Here is a 16807-nt window from a genome sequence, read left to right as displayed (position 1 = left end):
GCGGATTGGTGGAAGGATGGGCAAAATGGCTGGAATTCGTGCATTCGGGCGCCTCACCATCCGGACCAAGATCATCGCCGCGGTGCTGGGCACCGTGGTGATGGCCGGCGCCTTCGGGCTCTTCACGCTCAGCCGGCTTGAAATACTAAACAATGCCGCCGAGACCATGCGCAGCCGCTCGCTGCCGGCGACCCAGCTGGCCGGCCAGCTCGCCGCCGCGGCGCAGGGCCACCGCATCGCCGAGGCGGCCTATGCGCTCGCCACCAACGAGATGCAGGTCGGCCAGGCGGAAAAGAGCTGGACCGAGGCGGTGGCGGAGGTCACGGCGCGGCGCGGGGCCGCCGGCTCCCGCTTCACCGGCGGTGAGGGGGCGGCGCGGCTCGCCGCCTTCGACGAGGCGTGGACCGCCTATGCGTCCGCGGCCGGGCGGGTGCGCGGCCTCGCCCGCGACGGCAACGCCCAGTCGGCCGTCAGCGTCTTCAAACGCCCGAGCGCCGTCGCCTTCACCCGCGTGCAGGAGGCGCTGGACGCGCTGGTCGACGGCACGATGGTCGATGCCGGCATCGTCGCCGACCAGGGGGCGGAGGTCTACCGCAGCGCCCACGCAATGGTGCTGGGCGGGGTGACGCTCTGCACCCTGCTGGCGCTCGGCGTCGGCGCGGCGCTGGTGCGCGGCATCTCCCGGCCGATCCTCGACGTCGCCACCGCCCTGGAACGGCTGGCCGCCCGCGATTTCTCCGCTGATTTCGGGGCCGATTTCGGCTCCGAGGAGGGCCGCCGCGACGAGATCGGCCGCATGGCCAAGGCCGCCCGCGTGTTCCGCGACGGCATGCTCGACGCGGAGCGGCTCCAGCAGGAACAGGAACGGCTGAAGGCCGCCGCCGCCGAGGAGCGCCGCCGGGAGCTGCACCGGCATGCCGACGGCTTCGAGGCGACGGTGAAGCGGCTGGTCGAGGCGCTGGCCGCCTCCACCGCCGAGATGGCCGCCGCCTCCAGCGCCATGGCCGACGGCGCGGCCGAGACGGCGAGCCACTCCGGCGCGGCATCCGCCGCCGCCGGCCGCGCCTCGGCCAACGTCGACAGCGTCGCCGCAGCCACCGCCGAACTGTCGGCCAGCTTCGGCGGCATCGCCGGGCTGGTCGCCTCGACCGCCGGCATCGCCACCGACGCCACCCGCGACGCCGAGCGCAGCACCTCCGTCATGGGCAGCCTGGCGGCTGCGGCAGCGGAGATCGGCAAGGTCGTCGACATGATTTCCGGCATCGCCGGCCAGACCAACCTGCTCGCCCTGAACGCCACCATCGAGGCCGCCCGGGCGGGCGAGGCGGGGAAGGGCTTCGCCGTCGTCGCGTCGGAGGTCAAGCAGCTCGCCGGACAGACCGCCAAGGCGACCGGCGAGATCCAGGCGCGCATCTCCGAGATCCAGGCCGCCTCCGGCACCGCGGTCGACAGCATCGGCGCCGTCACCCGCACCATCGCCCGGCTGAACGGGATCGCTGCCGAGGTCGCCGCCGCGGTGGAACAGCAGACCGCCGCGGTGGGCGAGATCGCAGCCAACATCCAGGACGCCGCCGACGGCACCCGCGCCGTCTCCGACAACATCGCCGCCGTCACCGCAGCCGCCGCATCGGCCGAGCAGGCGAGCGGCGCGATGGTCCGCTCGGTCGGCACCGTCACCGCCGATGCGGGACGGATGCGGCAGGAGGTGGATGGCTTCCTGTCGGCGCTGCGGGCATCGTAGGGGTTAGACCCCACCCCCCTCACGCCTGCTTGGCGTCGATGATCCCCCGCCGGATCGCGCGGGTCTTGGTGAAATGGTCCTGCAGCTGCTCGCCCTCGCCCCAGCGGATGGCGCGCTGGAGCGCGGTCAGATCCTCGGTGAAGCGCTGCAGGATCTCCAGCACCGCTTCGCGGTTGTTGAGGAACACGTCGCGCCACATCACCGGATCGCTGGCGGCGATGCGGGTGAAGTCGCGGAAGCCGCCGGCCGAGAATTTGATGACCTCGGACTTGGTGTCGTCCTCCAGGTCGGACGCGGTGCCGACGATGGTGTAGGCGATCAGGTGCGGCAGGTGGGAGGTGATGGCCAGCACCCGGTCATGGTGGTTGGCCTCCATGACCTCGACGGTGGAGCCGGCACGGCGCCACATCTCCGTCACCCGCTCCAGCGCGTGGCGGTCGGCGCCGGGCGGCGGGGTCAGGATGCACCAGCGGCCCTGGAACAGGCTGGCGAAGCCGGCCTCCGGCCCCGAATGTTCGGTGCCGGCCACCGGATGGCCGGGGATCAGGTGGACGCCGTCCGGCAGGTGCGGCCCGATGTCGCGCAGCGTCGCCTGCTTGACCGAGCCGACGTCGGTGACGATGGTTCCCTTTTTCAGCAGCGGCCCGATGGCCTCGCCCACCGCGGCGAAGCTGCCGACAGGGGTCGCCAGCACCACGAGATCCGCCCCGGCCAGCGCCGCCGCCAGATCGGTGGTCGCCTCGGCCACGATGCCCAGCTCCAGCGCCTTGGCGCAGGCCTCCGCGCTGCGGTCGGCGCAGACGACCGACCGCGCGATCCCATACTCCGCGAGCGCCCGCGCCAGCGAGGAGCCGATCAGACCGATGCCGACGATGGCGACGCGGTCGAACAGGGGGGCGGTTTCGGCGATGGCGGGGGGCATGGCGGGGTGTCCCGGTAACGGGGTGGACGGGTGGAAAAACCGCCCCGTTTAAACCATCTCGCACCCGCCGGACCAAGCGATTCTTTATCGGCGGTCCTTATGGGGTCCCGCTCAGCCCGTCTGGCGCCGCATCTCCTCCCGCAACGCCGCGGCAAGGCGCTGGCAGGTTTCCTTCCGGCCCGAGGTGCGGCGCCAGGCGAGCGCGATCCGGCGGCCCGGGCTGTCTTCGGCCAGCGGGCGCACCGACAGGTCGAGCCCGCGCAGGATGCCCGAATCGACCGCCATCTGCGGCAGCAGCGTCACCCCCAGCCCGTTCGCCACCATCTGCACCAGCGTGTGCAGGCTGGTGCCCTGGAAGGCGGTGTTGTGCGGGGTGGCGTCCAGCGCGCAGGCGGCCATCGCATGGTCGCGCAGGCAGTGGCCGTCCTCCAGCAGCAGCAGATCCTCCGACGGCACGGTGACCGGCAGGGCCGGATCGCCGGCGCTCAGCCGGTGATCCGTCGGGCAGACGAACGAGAAATGGTCCTCGGCGATGTCCTCGGTCTCCAGGTCGCCCATCGGATAGGGCAGCGCCAGCAGCGCGGCGTCCAGCTTGCCGGCGTTCAGCTGGTCGAGCAGCCGCGCCGTCTGGTCCTCGCGCAGGTAGAGCCGCAGGCGCGGGAAGGCCTCGCGCAGGGCCGGCATGACGCGGGGGATCAGGAAGGGGCCGATGGTCGGGATCACCCCCAGATGCAGCGAGCCCGACATCGGGTCGGCGGCCGAGCGGGTGATGTCCACCAGCTCCTCCGCCCCCTTCAACAGCTGGCGCGCCCGTTCGGCGATCTCGCGGCCGAGCGGGGTCGGCAGCACCGAGCGGCGGGTGCGTTCCAAGAGCGTGGCGCCCAGCAGCTCCTCCAGCTCCTGGATGCCGGCGCTCAGCGTCGACTGGCTGACCAGGCAGGCTTCCGCCGCCTGCCCGAAATGGCAGCGGTCGACGACGGCGACGAGGTAGCGGAGCTGGCGCAGGGTGGGGAGCGGTTTCATGCCCGGTTATGTAATCGGATTTATCGATCAATTCAATTGGTATTTTCTGCTTCTCTTGATCACAGATTTCCCGTATTCCTCCTCGGGTCAACCGGACACGGAACACCGCCCCACCCCGGCCACCTTCAGGCGGCCCCTTGTTCGACAGGGTGCGCCGCACTAAGTCGGACACGCCACGGCCGAAGGCCGGGGATGGGGCGAACCCAATCATCGCACTCCATCGGAGAACACTTATGTCCTTGATCAACAGCGAGATTAAGCCCTTCAAGGCGACCGCGTACAAGAACGGCAAGTTCATCGACGTGACCGACGCCGACCTGAAGGGCAAGTGGTCGGTCGTGTTCTTCTATCCGGCCGACTTCACCTTCGTCTGCCCGACGGAGCTTGAGGATCTGGCCGACAACTACGCTGAATTCGAGAAGCTGGGCGTCGAGATCTACAGCGTTTCCACCGACACCCACTTCTGCCACAAGGCCTGGCACGACACCTCGCCGGCCATCGGCAAGATCGGCTACACCATGATCGGCGACCCGACGCTGGCGATCAGCCGCAACTTCGAGGTCCTGATCGAGGAAGTCGGCCTGGCCGACCGCGGCACCTTCGTCGTCGACCCGGACGGCAAGATCCAGATCGTCGAGATCACCGCCGGCGGCGTCGGCCGCGACGCCAAGGAGCTGCTGCGCAAGATCAAGGCCGTCCAGTACGTCGCCTCCCACCCGGGCGAGGTCTGCCCGGCCAAGTGGCAGGAAGGCGAGAAGACCCTCGCCCCGTCGCTCGACCTGGTCGGCAAGATCTAAGGGTTTCCGGGGGTTTCCCCGGAAATCTCGGATCGGGGGCCGGCTGCGGCCGGTCCCCACCCCGCCCGCTCCGCGGCGGGCTTGGATGCAGCATCTCCCCGGACCTGTGCCTCGCGGCACGACCTCCCGCGGCCGGCTTCCCTCTGCCGCCGCCGCTCTCGATCGGTTCGTGATCGGTTCCTCATCGGTTTCCCCATCCCCGCGAAGGCGGGGACCCAGACGCGCAGTTTGTCGCAGTCTTTTCCCGGACCTGGATCCCCGCCTGCGCGGGGAGGACGATGACGCCTCGAACTCTTCACTGTTTCCAGAACCGGACCGGCCTTCCCGGACCGCCTCCCCTCTGCCCCCTCCGCCCCCCGCAAGGGGCCCCCATTCTCCGCCCGGACCGCCGCGACAAAGACGCGGGCGGCCCGCCCCGGACACGAAGACGTTGGGAACGAAAGCCATGCTGGACGCCAATCTGAAGACGCAGTTGAAGGCCTATCTGGAACGCATCACCCAGCCGATCGAACTGGTCGCGTCGCTCGACGGCGGGCCGAAGGCGCAGGAGATGCTGGGCCTGCTGGAGGACATCGCCTCGCTGTCGGACAAGATCACGCTGGTCCGCGACGGCAAGGACGAGCGCCGGCCCTCCTTCGCGATCAACCGGGTCGGCACCGACATCGGCGTCACCTTCGCCGGCCTGCCGATGGGCCACGAGTTCAACTCGCTGGTGCTGGCCCTGCTCCAGGTCGGCGGCCATCCGTCGAAGGAATCGGCCGAGCTGCTGGAGCAGATCCGCAACCTCGACGGCGATTTCCGCTTCGAGACCTACTTCTCGCTGACCTGCCAGAACTGCCCGGACGTGGTGCAGGCCCTGAACCTGATGAGCGCGCTGAACCCGCGGATCAAGCATGTCGCCATCGACGGCGCGCTGTTCCAGCAGGAGGTCGAGCAGCGTCAGGTGATGGCCGTCCCCACCGTCTACCTGAACGGCGAGCCCTTCGCCCAGGGCCGGATGGACGTGGCGCAGATCGTCGCCAAGCTCGACACCGGCGCGGTGGCCCGCGCCGCCGAGAAGATCAAGGCGAAGGCGCCGTTCGAGGTGCTGGTGATCGGCGGCGGCCCGGCCGGCGCGGCCGCCGCCGTCTATGCCGCCCGCAAGGGCATCAGCACCGGCGTGGCGGCCGAGCGGTTCGGCGGCCAGGTGCTCGACACCATGGCGATCGAGAACTTCATCTCGGTCTCCCACACCGAGGGGCCGAAGCTGGCCGCGGCGCTGGAGCAGCACGTCAAGGACTATGACGTCGACATCATGAACCTGCAGACCGCCACCGCCCTGGTGCCGCCGGCGCAGGAAGGCGGGCTGATCGAGGTGAAGCTGGCCAGCGGCGCCTCGCTGAAGTCGCGCACGGTGGTGCTGTCGACCGGCGCCCGCTGGCGCTCGATGAACGTCCCGGGCGAGGCGGAATACCGCAACAAGGGCGTGGCCTACTGCCCGCACTGCGACGGCCCGCTGTTCAAGGGCAAGCGGGTGGCGGTGATCGGCGGCGGCAATTCCGGCGTCGAGGCGGCGATCGACCTCGCCGGTCTGGTGGCGCATGTCACCCTGATCGAGTTCGACAGCCAGCTGCGCGCCGACGCGGTGCTCCAGCGCAAGCTGCACAGCCTGCCGAACGTCGACGTCATCGTCTCGGGCCAGACCACCGAGGTGCATGGCGACGGCAGCAAGGTCGTCGGCCTGTCCTACAAGGACCGGACCAGCGGCGAGCAGAAGCGGATCGATCTGGAAGGCATCTTCGTGCAGATCGGGCTGGTGCCCAACACCGAATGGCTGAAGGGTTCCATCGCCCTGACCCCGCGCGGCGAGATCGAGGTGGACGCCCGCGGCCAGACCTCCATCCCCGGCGTCTTCGCCGCCGGCGACGCGACGACGGTGCCCTACAAGCAGATCGTCATCGCCATGGGCGAGGGCGCCAAGGCGGCGCTGTCGGCCTTCGACCACCTGATCCGCACCGTCCCGGTCGAGGAATCGCGCCCGGCGGCGATGGAAGCGGCCGAGTAAGGACGACGTAACAGAAAAGCCGGCGGTCCCTCCCGGGGCCGCCGGCTTTTTTTGCTGTCATCCGCGGAGCGGGCGATCAGCCTTCCTTCGCCGCCGCCTTCTCCTTGTCCACCGCCTCCAGGATGCGCTGCAGCGCCTCGGTGCCGAGCGGCGAGTCCATGGTCAGCCCGTCGGCGAACTTGCGCAGCGCGCCGATGGTGCGGCGGCGGGTGACGAACTCGTCGTCGCCCGGCTCGAAGGGCTCGACCACCGGCCCCTTGTAATAGCCGCCGCGGAAGCCCCACTGGCGCCGCCCGTCGGCGCGCCACTCGCTGCCGTCGGACAGCACCATGCAGCGGCCGCCTTCGGTGTAGCGCTCCACCGTGGCGATGGATTGCGGAATGGACTGGCCGGTACGGATGGTGACGCGGTCGCCGACGCGGAAGCTGGCGGCAGTGAACATGCTTTCTCCATGAATGGCGCCCTGGCCAGACCGATGGGCTCCGGTCGCTGGCCGTGGTGCCGCAAAGATGCCGAAGACGCTGTTTTCCCCCAAGCGCCCCGCCGGATCCAGCGCCTTGTCGCGCCCCGCCCCCTCATGGGCGTTTGCGGGCTTCCCCGTGCGAGAACTGGGCGGGAGAATGGCGGCAGTCCCTCCCCCGCCCAGCGGGGGAGGTTAGGTGGGGGCAAAGTCAGCGCCTGCACCCTCGCAAGGATGAGGATGGAAAATCGTCGCCCCCTCACCCCAGCTCGAAGCTGGTGATGCCGAACAGCCGCGCCAGGTCCAGCTCCGGCGCCGGCCCCCGATACATCCGCGCCGTCTCGAACTGCGGCGACAGCCCCAGTTCCCCGGCCAGACGCACCGCCGCGCCGTTCGGTTCCGGCACGTCGAGGAACAGCGGCCCCTCACCTGCCGCCCGCCCCAGCGCCAGCAGCAGATCCCGCGCGACGGCGCCACCGTCGGCATAGAGCGGCCCGACCTTGCAGCCCTGGTGGCACGGGCGGACGACGCCGAAGCCGCGCAGCGTGCCGTCCTCGACGGCGGCCAACGCGGTGGCGCCCGGCAGGGCGATCCAATTGGCGAGGAAGCCGGGGCGCGGCGCCGGGAACAGACCGGCATCCAGCGCCATCAGCCGGTCGAACGGAATCGTCCGCGCATCCACCACGCTGATGGACGCCGCCTCCCCGCCGCCATCCGGCAGCCGACCGCCGAACCGGATGTTGCGGTGGGCAAGGACGAAGCCGGATTTCCGGTAGTTCGCCTGCTGGGCGACCACCCCGTCGAGGCCGACGGTGCAGCCCTCCAGATGGCGCAGCCCCGCCTGCCACAAGTGCCAGCCATGGCCGCGTCCGCGCACCTCCGGCCGCACGATGTAGAAGCCGAGAAAGCCGAACTTCCCCGGATAGCGGACGACGGACAGCGACGCCACCGGCCTGCCGTCCAGCAGCCCGGCCAGGAAGCCGGCGGGATCGGCGGCATGGAACGCGCCCGCATCGTGCAGGCCGGGATTCCAGCCCTCCTCCCGCGCCCACTCCACCGCCAGATCCAGCTCGGCCCGGCTCATCGTGCGAACGCGATAGCCCTCCGTCTCCCGGCCCGCCGCGTGCTGCGCCATCGGTTCCATCTCCGCCCCTCTCCGTCTTGCGGGCCGTCCTCTTGCCGGCCGTCGGCAGGGGACCAGCGTACCGTCCGGCCTTACGGCTGCACAATCCGGACGGCGCGTCTGCATGGAGCGATTTTCCACCCGCCCTTTCTCCTCCCCGGCGACCATGATAGGAATTATTGGCTCGCTCCAGGCGATGCCTGGTATTGCCGCCAGGGAGACTCCGTGCCGCCCCCGACGCATGAAAACCTCCGGTTCTATCTGATCAAAGCACGGTTCCACGTCCGGGGCGTGCCCGCGGTCGGGCTGGCGGATGAAATATGGAACAGGTCTGAATTCCTGTTTTATCCTGTTCCACCTGTTCCATCCGCCTCGGAAGACCGGGCGGCACGCGATGGCCACGGCTCCGGACCGCAAGCGGCACGGCCCCAGGTCCGCGGCGTGCCTGCTGTCGAGCCGGCCGATGAAACATGGAACAGGTCTGACTTCCTGTTCCATCCTGTTCCACCCACCCCGGACCACCGGGCGGCACGCGATGGCCACGGCTCCGGACCGCAAGCGGCATGGCCCCAGGTCCGCGGCGTGCCTGCTGTCGAGCCAGCCGATGAAACATGGAACAGGTCTGACTTCCTGTTCCATCCTGTTCCACCTGTTCCACCCACCCCGGACCACCGGGCGGCACGCGATGGCCACGGCTCCGGACCGCAAGCGGCACGGCCCCAGGTCCGGGGCGTGCCCGCCGCCGGGCCGGCGGATGGACCATGGAACAGGTCTGACTTCCTGTTCCATCCTGTTCCACCCGTTCCATCCGCCCCGGACCACCGGGCGGCACGCGATGGCCGCGGCTCCGGACCGCGCGCCGTTGCTTTCGCGGCGGGAGTGCGGTTAAGTCCCCGCCGGTTTCCGCAATTCCCCGCCGAGTTCATGGACGTCACCGCGTCGCGCCCCGCTTCCTCCAGTCCCGCCGCCGGCCGCCCTACCGCCGGCCGGCCCGATGCCGTGCTCCGGCACCTCGCCAGCGGCGCAGCCCTGGTCCTCGGGCCGCTGGCGGCGCTCGCTCCGCGCGGGATGCCGGTATGGGCGGTCGCCGTACTGCTGCTGGCGCTGGCCGGACTGGCGCGGCGCGGCGCCTTCGGCGGCATCCTGCGGGTGACGCCGCCGGCCGTGGCGGTCGCCGCCTTCCTGGCGCTGGCGCTGGCGTCCTGCCTGTGGAGCCCGTCCGAGCGCGCAGCGGCGACGGTGGGGGAGATCGCCTACATCGCGCTCGGCGCGCTGGCCGGCGGCGCCTGGGTGGCGGGGATGCCGGCGGCCGACGTCCGGCGGCTGGCCCGGCTGTTCCTGGCCGGCTGGCTGGCGGGCGGGCTGCTGTTCGCGGTGGAGGCGGCGCTGGACTTCCCGCTGAACCGCTGGTGGAACGCCGTCCCCGACGACCAGCTTCCCAACCTGTTGAACGGCAACGTGCCGAAGCGGACGGCGGCGCTGCTCTGCCTGCTGGTCTGGCCGGCGGCGCTGGCGGTCGACCGCTTCGGGCGCCGGGCGGCGGCCCTGCTGGTGCCGGTGGGCTATGCGCTGGCCTGCCTGCCGCTGACCAGCCGCTCGGCCATGCTGGGCATCGGCGCCGGGCTGGTCACGCTGGCGGCGGCGCGCGCCTCGGCCCGCTGGACCCGCCGGCTGTTCGCCGCCGGCCTGACCGCCGCCTTCCTGCTGGTGCTGCCGGCGGCCCTGCTGTTCGCCGGGCCGCTCGACCTCGACCATTCGGCGCTGCTGTTCCGCTCGGCCCAGCATCGGGTCGAAATCTGGGGCCATGCTGCCGAGCGCGCGCTGCGGACGCCGGTTCTCGGCCAGGGCATCGACGCCTCGCGCTCGCTGCCGCCGGAAGGGGCGGTGTCGGATTTCTCGCCCATCGGCGACAGCCTGCTGCCGCTGCACCCGCACAATGCCTTCCTCCAGGTCTGGCTGGAAACCGGGGCGGCCGGCGCGGCGCTGGCGCTGGCCGTCCTGCTGATGCTGCTGGCCGCCACCGCGCGGCTCGACCGCCGGGCCCAGCCCTTCGCGCTGGCGCTCTACGCCACCGCACTGGCGATGGGCAGCACCGCCTACGGCATCTGGCAGCCCTGGTGGATGGCAGGATTCCTCGCCGCGGCGCTGATGCTGCGGCTGGCGGCCCGTATCGGGGAACAGACACGATGAGCAAGCGCCCGCTCCGCATCCTGGTCATCAAGCTGGGCGCCTTCGGCGACTTCTTCCTGGCCCAGACCACCTTCGCCGCGATCCGCCGCCACCATGCCGGCGACCGCCTGACCCTGCTGACCCTGCCGTCGCTGGCCCCGCTCGCCCGCATGAGCGGCCTGTTCGACGAGGTGCTGGAGGATCCGCGCGACCGCTCGCTGTCGGCCTATCTGGCGATCCGCAGGACGCTGCGCGCCCACCGGTTCGACCGGGTCTACGACCTCCAGGCGCAGACGCGCACCGACCTCTACCACCGGCTGCTGTTCCCCGGCCCCTGGCCGGAATGGTCGGGCACCGCCAGCGGCGCCTCCCACCCCGACCGCTACGAGGGGCGGCGCAAGGTGCCGGTGCGCGACCGCTACGTCCGCCAGCTCGCCCCCTTCGGCATCGTGCCTGACGCGGCGCCGGACCTGTCCTGGCTCGACGCCGACATCACCGGATTCGGCCTGCCGGAGCGCTTCGCCCTGCTGGTTCCGGGATCCTCGGCCGGACGGCCGGACAAGCGCTGGCCGGTCCGCCGCTATGCCGAGGTGGCGGCGGCGCTGGCCGGGCGCGGCATCGTCCCGGTGGTGGTCGGCACCGGCAGCGAGCGCGACCTCGCCCGCGCCATCGCCGAAACCTGCCCGCAGGCGGTCGACCTGACCGACCGCACCGGCGTGCCGGAGCTGGGCGGGCTGGCGCGGCGGGCCTGGGGAGCGGTCGGCAACGACACCGGCCCGACCCACCTGATCGCGGCGGTCGGCTGCCCGACGGTGGTGGTCTTCTCCGACGCCTCCAACCCGATCCACAGCACCGGCCCGCGCGCGCTGATCCACCACCGCCCCGACTTCGCCGACATCGACAGCGCCGGCGTCCTGGCGGCGCTGGACCGGGCGCGCGGGGAGGGGGGCTAACGGCAGAAGGGAAACGGCGCCACCTTGGGCATGTAGATCGGGATCCACTCGCAGTGGGTCACCGGGTTGGGCAGCTTGCGTGTTTCGATCAGCGGCCAGGCATGGGCCGCGACCACCACCAGCGCCACGCCGCCCAGGATCCAGCGCCGCGGCTTGGCCCGGTCGAGCAGCTCCGGCATCCGCGCCAGCACCCAGGCGGCCGAGAGGATGGCCAGCGGGTCGGTGTAGGCGGCATAGGCGCGCTGGAAGCCGCGCAGCGAGAACAGCGCCTCCAGCCCCCAGGCGACCAGCAGCAGGAACAGCGCCTGCACCGCCGCCAGCCGCCGCCCCCGCCGCCACAGCACGAGCGCCCCGGCGATGGCGAACCACTCCACGACGATGGTCTGCGGGATGTTGTCGGGATGCAGGACGATGGTGCGGATCGCCAGCGTGCGGCCGATGCCGGCCAGCAGCAGGGCCAGCGTCCCCTCCCCCACCACCTGCCCCTGCCCCTGCAGCGCCGCCCCGTGGCGCCAGGTGGAGAAGACGAACATGTGCTCGACGAAGTTGGCCACGGCGATGGCGTTCCGCTCGTTCCAGCGGATGTCGAGCGCCAGAAGCCCGACCGCCAGCCCCAGCGCCACCGCCGCCGCCCCGGCCACGGCCCTCGCCGCCGGCACCCGGTGCACCGCCGCATGGACCAGCATGCCGACCAGCACCCAGCCGGCGACGACGGCCTGGTAGCCGCCGCCCGACAGCCCGCCGCCGACGGGGGTATAGGGGTAGACCGCCCGACCCCAGCCGGCCAGCCCAGCCGCGATCAGCCCGCAGGCCGGCACCGCCGCCACGGCCGCCGCCAGCCCGACCAGCGCCGCCACCCCCCAGGACGCCCCCGGCGGCGCCACCGGCTCCGGCCTGCGACCGAACAGGATCGCCGCCACCGGCAGCCCCATCGCCAGGAACACCGCCTGCACCTTGGTCACCATGGCCAGCCCGACCAGCAGCCCGGCCAGCGCCAGCTGCAGCAGCGACGCGCCGCCGCACTGCCGGCCCTCGGCAGGCCGCACCGCCCGCAGCACCAGCAGCAGGCCCAGCACGACGAAGCCGGCCGACAGCAGGTCGGTGCGCATCTGCCGCCCCTGCGCCGTCAGCCCGACGCCGAAGGCCAGCAGGATGCCGGCCAGCAGCGCGACCCGCCGGTCCGTCACCAGCCCGCGCAGCAGCGTGGTGTAGGCGACGGCGAAGCCGGCGGTCAGCAGGATCGACAGCGCCCGCCCGGCCTGGACCAGCAACTGCCACACCGCCTGCGTCGCCGCGACGTCGGTCCCCGGCGGCAGCGCCGACAGGGTGGCGACCGGCAGCAGCCCGACCGCGTGCAGCAGCCGGTACCAGAGGTCGATCACCAGGAAATAGCCGTAGCCGGGATGGTCGAAATATTCCTGCGGCAGCCCGTCGCCGAACAGCAGCCCGTGATAGGCCAGCACCAGATCCTGGTCGGCATGCACCCAATAGGGCAGCCGGAACCCGACCAGCAGGACCGACAGCGCCATCGCCGCGGCCAGCCCGGCGCACAGCAGCCACCAGGGCGCCGCCGCGACGCGGTCGAGGACGGACGGACGGGCGGCTGGGGCGGCGGGCGTCATGGGTCGTGCGCTCACGGTTCGGGTCGGCCGGCGCCTTGTGGCACGGAATGCGCCGGTTGGGAACCACCGTCCGCTCCCCGGCGTTGCCCTCGTGAAATGGCGGAACCGGGAGTCTCCGCCTCTTTCGAGGTGCCTCGCAGGAGTGGCTTTGCAACGTTGGCGGGACGCTGCCACAAAATACGGTATGGCAGGCCCGCCCGGCAGTGGAATGGGCAGTGGAATGGGGGACTTGATGGCCGATACCGACGACATCCAGGAGCGTATCCGGCGCCGCGCCCACGAGCTGTGGGAGAGCGAGGGCCACCCGCAGGGCCGCGATGCCGACCATTGGGCCCAGGCCGAAGCGGAAATCCGCGGTGCCGGCGCCGTGGAGCCGACCGAAAAGGTCGCCGGCTCACGCAGGAAGGCGGCCGCTCCCAAGGCGACGGGCAAGAGCACCCGCGCCGCCGCCGAATCCCTGTCGGAAGTCGCCGGAACCCCGGCGGAGGGTGCCAAATCCGAAGCGCCGAAGTCAGAGCCGGCAAGGCCGGCAAAGGCCGCCACCCCTGCCAAACCCGCCCGCGCCGCGAAGAGGAACGGCGGCAAGACCGCGTCACCCGGCTGAGCCTGCCGGCTATTCCATCACCGCCGCCTCGTCCGGCGCCGGGGCTCCCGCCTTCGGCCGACGGAGCAGCAGCAGCATCGGGATCACCAGCAGCGCGACGTACATCATCAGCTTGAAGTCGTCGATGTAGGCGATCATCGCCGCCTGCTGCGTGACCTGGGCATTCAGCATCGCCAGCGCTTCGGGCGAGGCGGTCACCTGTTCCGTCAGCGTCTGGGAGAAGGGCGTCAGGTGCCCGGCCAGGCTGGCATGATTGATCTGGGTGTTCTGCGACAGCAGCGTCATCACCACCGAGATGCCGACGCTGCTGCCAAGGTTGCGGACGAGGCTGAACAGGCTGGCGGCATCGGTGCGCAGCCGCGGCTCCAGCGTGGCGAAGGCGATGGTGCTGAGCGGCACGAAGACGAGCCCGAGGCCGAGGCCCTGCACCACGCCGCTGACGATGATCGGGCTGCGGTCCATCACGATGGTGAAGCCGGTCATCGACCACAGCGACCAGCTCGTCATCAGCACGCCGGCCAGGATCAGCAGCCGCGCGTCCACCCTGCGCACCAGACGGCCGACCACCAGCATCGAGATCATGGTGCCGACGCCGCGCGGCGCCAGCACCAGCCCGGTGGTGACCGTCGGGTAGCCCAGCAGGTTCTGCAGCATCGGCGGCAGCAGCGCCATGGTCGCCAGCAGGATCACCCCGATCACGAAGATCAGCACCAGCCCGGTGACGAAGTTGCGGTCGCGCAGCAGAGCCGGGTCGATGAAGGGTTCCGTCCGGGTGCTGCCGTGGGCGGTGGCGATGTGGATGGCGAAGATCCAGAAGGCGCAGGCGGCAAGCGCCGTCTCGATCCAGATCTCGGTCGCTCCGAACCAGTCCAGCTGCTCGCCGCGGTCCAGCAGCATCTGGAAGGCGCCGACCGCCAGCCCGAGCATGGCGAAGCCGAAGAAGTCGAAGCTGCGCTGGCGGCCCCTGGTCTCGTGCAGGAAGATCGCCATCCCGGCGAAGGCCAGCAGCCCGACCGGCAGGTTGATGTAGAAGACCCAGCGCCAGCTGAAACCGTCGGTCAGCCAGCCGCCGAGCGTCGGCCCGGCGATGGGCCCCACCATGATGCCGGCTCCCCACAGCGCCATCGCCTGGCCGTGCCGCTCCTTCGGGTTGATGTCCAGCAGCACCGACTGCGACAGCGGGACCAGCGCGGCGCCGAAGACGCCCTGCACCAGCCGGAAGGCCACCATCTGCGTCAGGCTGCCGGCCAGGCCGCACAGCACAGACGCCGCGGTGAAGCCGGCCACCGCGATCAGGAACAGCCGCTTGCGCCCGAACCGGTCGACCATCCAGCCGGTTGCCGGGGTCGCGATGGCCGCGGCGACGATGTAGGAGGTCAGCACCCAGGTGATGCTGTCCTGCGCCGCCCCCAGGCTGCCCTGCATGCTGGGCAGGGCGACGTTGGCGATGGTGGTGTCGAGCACCTGCATGATGGTCGCCAGCATGATCGAGACGGTGATCATGCCGCGATGCTTCACCTCATGCGGGACGCTGGAGGAGCCGGCGGAGGATTGGGCGGCAGCCATGGGAACTCTCCGACAAGCGATTACCGGATCGCCGCGACCGCGTTGCCGATCGCACCCGGCAGCGGCCGGCTGTAATGCGTGTCGACCTCCACCTCGGCGCTCAGGCCGGTGCGCAGCGGCACCGCGGCGGCGGGATCCGCGTCCCTGCTCCCGTCGATGCGCAGGCGGACGGGGACGCGCTGCACCACCTTCACCCAATTGCCGGTGGCGTTCTGGGCGGGCAGGACCGAGAATTCCGACCCGGTGCCGGCGCCGATGCTCTCGACATGGGCGGAGAGGGTGCGGCTGGAATAGGCGTCCAGCACCACGGTCGCGCTCTGGCCGACCGCCATATGGGTCAGGTCGGTTTCCTTGAAGTTGGCCTCGACCCAGCTCGACCCGCTCATCACCAAGCTGACCATCGACAGGCCGACCGTCGCGTATTGCCCGGCCAGGAGCCGGTCGGTCTGGCTGACCACGCCGTCGGCCGGCGCCGTCACCACCGTGTGGTCCAGGTCGCGCTGGGCGGTCGCCTTCTTCGCCAGCGCCTCCAGCACCGTCGGGTGGCGGTCGGTGGGAATGTCGGGATCGCCACCCAAGGCGGCGCGGGCACTGATCACCGCCTGCTTGGCCGTGTTCAGGTCCTGCTGCGCCGCCTGCAGGTCGTGGCGCACGGAATCGTAGGTGGCGCGCGCGGCCACGCCGGTCTTCAGCAGATCCTGCTGGCGCTGGAACTCGCGCTGCTCGAAGGAAACCTTCTCCTCGGCGGCGGCCTGCTTGGCCAGTTCCTCGCCCAGGTCGGCGCGCAGCTGCTCCACCTTCAGCCTTGCCGATGCCAGGGCGGCGTCGGCCTGCCGCAAGGCCAACCGATAGGGCTCGTCGTCGATGCGGAACAGCAGGTCGCCGCGATGAACCGGCTGGTTCTCGCCAACCGCCACCTCGACGATGCGGCCGGAGATGTCGGGGCTGATCGTCACCTTGTCCTGCTGGACATAGGCGTTGTCGGTCGAGACATAGCGCCCGCCCACCACATACTCATAGCCGCCGCCGACCGCCACCAGCAGCGGCAGGGCGGCCATCAGCAACCAGCGGCGCCAGCGCGGCCGGCGGGCGGGGGAGCCGGCCGCGGGGCGGTTTCCGGCGTCACGGTCGGTCACAGGATCGGATACGGCGGTCATTGCGGTCTGGTCCCGAAGAGAAAACGGTGTGGGTCAGGATTTCGCAGCGGTTTTTTCGGCCGGATCGGCCCGGCGCTCGGACAGGTTGGCGCGCATGTGCGCCAGCATCTCCACCAGCCGCGCCTCGGCATCGGGCGGCAGGCCGGACAGCGCCTCCGCATAGATGCCGGTGGCGACCGCCCGGCCGCGCTCCAGCACCGCGTGCGCCTTCGGCGTCAGGCGCGGCAGCCGTGCCCGCCGGTCGCTGGGGTCGGGATGCCGCTCGATCCAGCCGCCCTCCTCCATGCGGTCGATCTGCCGGCACAGCGTGATCGGCTCGATCTCCAGCAGGTCGGCCAAGGCCGTCTGCCTGATCCCCTCGTTCCGGGCCAGCGTGGCAATCACCGACCATTGGGCGCGGGTAAGCCCGAGATGGCGCGCGCGCTGGTCGAAGCGGACGCGCATCAGCCGCGCCGTGTCGTTCAGGACGGCGCCCAGAGTCATGGAATGGAGACTGGTGGACTGGGGATTCGCGGCGGAGGACATCGGGCATTCACAAGCTTGCTTATCACTTCGGATGATCTAATAAGCTAGCTTATCATCTGCAATCCTCGCGGCGTGCATGGCAGGGCCACGCCGCCGTCGCG

At 71.0% G+C, this 16807-nt stretch carries 14 protein-coding genes; 6 read left to right on the top strand and 8 right to left on the bottom strand.

Features of this window, described 5'->3' with window-relative positions; translation table 11 throughout:
* The first annotated feature begins 25 nt into the window (after window positions 1-25).
* Window positions 26-1741: a methyl-accepting chemotaxis protein gene (locus ABMY26_RS32495; RefSeq protein WP_372400321.1), complete on the top strand. Its 1716-nt coding sequence runs from the start codon at window positions 26-28 to the stop codon at window positions 1739-1741.
* A 19-nt stretch (window positions 1742-1760) separates the two neighbouring features.
* Here ABMY26_RS32495 and ABMY26_RS32490 read toward each other — a convergent pair whose 3' ends face one another.
* Window positions 1761-2663: a prephenate/arogenate dehydrogenase family protein gene (locus tag ABMY26_RS32490; RefSeq protein WP_372400320.1), complete on the bottom strand. Its 903-nt coding sequence runs from the start codon at window positions 2661-2663 to the stop codon at window positions 1761-1763.
* 111 nt (window positions 2664-2774) lie between these two features.
* Window positions 2775-3686, bottom strand: a complete 912-nt coding sequence (locus ABMY26_RS32485; RefSeq protein ID WP_372400319.1) for a hydrogen peroxide-inducible genes activator — start codon at window positions 3684-3686, stop codon at window positions 2775-2777.
* Between the two features lie 233 nt (window positions 3687-3919).
* Here ABMY26_RS32485 and ahpC point away from each other — a divergent pair, with 233 nt between their 5' ends.
* Entirely contained in the window at window positions 3920-4483 is a 564-nt protein-coding gene (gene ahpC / locus ABMY26_RS32480) for an alkyl hydroperoxide reductase subunit C (RefSeq protein ID WP_045583688.1), read from the top strand.
* A gap of 445 nt (window positions 4484-4928) precedes the next feature.
* A complete protein-coding gene (gene ahpF / locus ABMY26_RS32475) occupies window positions 4929-6527 on the top strand; it encodes an alkyl hydroperoxide reductase subunit F (protein ID WP_372400318.1) in 1599 nt (532 codons plus the stop codon).
* A gap of 76 nt (window positions 6528-6603) precedes the next feature.
* On the opposite strand, the gene ABMY26_RS32470 is transcribed toward ahpF, so the two are convergent.
* Complete coding sequence (locus tag ABMY26_RS32470) at window positions 6604-6969, bottom strand: hypothetical protein (protein ID WP_372400317.1); 366 nt, start codon at window positions 6967-6969, stop codon at window positions 6604-6606.
* A 277-nt stretch (window positions 6970-7246) separates the two neighbouring features.
* On the bottom strand, window positions 7247-8122 hold the full coding sequence (locus ABMY26_RS32465; protein WP_372400316.1) for a GNAT family N-acetyltransferase: 876 nt from the start codon (window positions 8120-8122) through the stop codon (window positions 7247-7249).
* A 912-nt stretch (window positions 8123-9034) separates the two neighbouring features.
* Here ABMY26_RS32465 and ABMY26_RS32460 point away from each other — a divergent pair.
* Window positions 9035-10300, top strand: coding sequence for an O-antigen ligase family protein (locus tag ABMY26_RS32460; protein ID WP_372400315.1), 1266 nt, complete (start codon window positions 9035-9037; stop codon window positions 10298-10300).
* Window positions 10297-11232 (top strand): glycosyltransferase family 9 protein, encoded by a 936-nt coding sequence (locus ABMY26_RS32455; protein WP_372400314.1) that lies wholly within the window; start codon window positions 10297-10299, stop codon window positions 11230-11232. The genes ABMY26_RS32460 and ABMY26_RS32455 overlap by 4 nt, the downstream gene beginning before the upstream one ends.
* Here ABMY26_RS32455 and ABMY26_RS32450 read toward each other — a convergent pair.
* Entirely contained in the window at window positions 11229-12854 is a 1626-nt protein-coding gene (locus ABMY26_RS32450) for a phospholipid carrier-dependent glycosyltransferase (RefSeq protein ID WP_372400313.1), read from the bottom strand. The genes ABMY26_RS32455 and ABMY26_RS32450 overlap by 4 nt on opposite strands.
* 232 nt (window positions 12855-13086) lie before the next feature.
* On the opposite strand from ABMY26_RS32450, the gene ABMY26_RS32445 reads away from it, so the two are divergent.
* Window positions 13087-13458, top strand: coding sequence for a DUF2934 domain-containing protein (locus ABMY26_RS32445; RefSeq protein WP_372400312.1), 372 nt, complete (start codon window positions 13087-13089; stop codon window positions 13456-13458).
* 9 nt (window positions 13459-13467) lie between these two features.
* Here ABMY26_RS32445 and ABMY26_RS32440 read toward each other — a convergent pair whose 3' ends face one another.
* The 3 genes from ABMY26_RS32440 to ABMY26_RS32430 are packed head-to-tail and all read right to left on the bottom strand — an operon-like array spanning window position 13468 to window position 16664.
* Window positions 13468-15024 carry a DHA2 family efflux MFS transporter permease subunit gene (locus ABMY26_RS32440; RefSeq protein ID WP_372400311.1) on the bottom strand — a complete coding sequence of 519 codons (1557 nt, stop codon included), beginning with the start codon at window positions 15022-15024 and terminating at the stop codon, window positions 13468-13470.
* Window positions 15025-15044: 20 nt separating this feature from the next.
* The gene (locus tag ABMY26_RS32435) at window positions 15045-16181 is read right to left on the bottom strand and encodes an HlyD family secretion protein (RefSeq protein WP_372400310.1); all 1137 of its coding nucleotides are present in this window, start codon (window positions 16179-16181) and stop codon (window positions 15045-15047) included.
* 33 nt (window positions 16182-16214) lie between these two features.
* On the bottom strand, window positions 16215-16664 hold the full coding sequence (locus ABMY26_RS32430) for a MarR family winged helix-turn-helix transcriptional regulator (protein WP_372400309.1): 450 nt from the start codon (window positions 16662-16664) through the stop codon (window positions 16215-16217).
* Window positions 16665-16807: the final 143 nt, after the last annotated feature.

The organism is Azospirillum sp. HJ39, assembly GCF_041507355.1.
Classification (GTDB): domain Bacteria; phylum Pseudomonadota; class Alphaproteobacteria; order Azospirillales; family Azospirillaceae; genus Azospirillum; species Azospirillum thiophilum.
This window is presented reverse-complemented; position numbering and strand designations above follow the sequence as displayed.

Coding starts and splice junctions, on each gene's coding strand:
- ABMY26_RS32495 (WP_372400321.1), top strand. CDS start 26: ATGGCTGGAATTCGTGCATTCGGGCGCCTCACCATCCGGACCAAGATC.
- ABMY26_RS32490 (WP_372400320.1), bottom strand. CDS start 2,663: ATGCCCCCCGCCATCGCCGAAACCGCCCCCCTGTTCGACCGCGTCGCC.
- ABMY26_RS32485 (WP_372400319.1), bottom strand. CDS start 3,686: ATGAAACCGCTCCCCACCCTGCGCCAGCTCCGCTACCTCGTCGCCGTC.
- ahpC (WP_045583688.1), top strand. CDS start 3,920: ATGTCCTTGATCAACAGCGAGATTAAGCCCTTCAAGGCGACCGCGTAC.
- ahpF (WP_372400318.1), top strand. CDS start 4,929: ATGCTGGACGCCAATCTGAAGACGCAGTTGAAGGCCTATCTGGAACGC.
- ABMY26_RS32470 (WP_372400317.1), bottom strand. CDS start 6,969: ATGTTCACTGCCGCCAGCTTCCGCGTCGGCGACCGCGTCACCATCCGT.
- ABMY26_RS32465 (WP_372400316.1), bottom strand. CDS start 8,122: ATGGCGCAGCACGCGGCGGGCCGGGAGACGGAGGGCTATCGCGTTCGC.
- ABMY26_RS32460 (WP_372400315.1), top strand. CDS start 9,035: ATGGACGTCACCGCGTCGCGCCCCGCTTCCTCCAGTCCCGCCGCCGGC.
- ABMY26_RS32455 (WP_372400314.1), top strand. CDS start 10,297: ATGAGCAAGCGCCCGCTCCGCATCCTGGTCATCAAGCTGGGCGCCTTC.
- ABMY26_RS32450 (WP_372400313.1), bottom strand. CDS start 12,854: ATGACGCCCGCCGCCCCAGCCGCCCGTCCGTCCGTCCTCGACCGCGTC.
- ABMY26_RS32445 (WP_372400312.1), top strand. CDS start 13,087: ATGGCCGATACCGACGACATCCAGGAGCGTATCCGGCGCCGCGCCCAC.
- ABMY26_RS32440 (WP_372400311.1), bottom strand. CDS start 15,024: ATGGCTGCCGCCCAATCCTCCGCCGGCTCCTCCAGCGTCCCGCATGAG.
- ABMY26_RS32435 (WP_372400310.1), bottom strand. CDS start 16,181: ATGACCGCCGTATCCGATCCTGTGACCGACCGTGACGCCGGAAACCGC.
- ABMY26_RS32430 (WP_372400309.1), bottom strand. CDS start 16,664: ATGACTCTGGGCGCCGTCCTGAACGACACGGCGCGGCTGATGCGCGTC.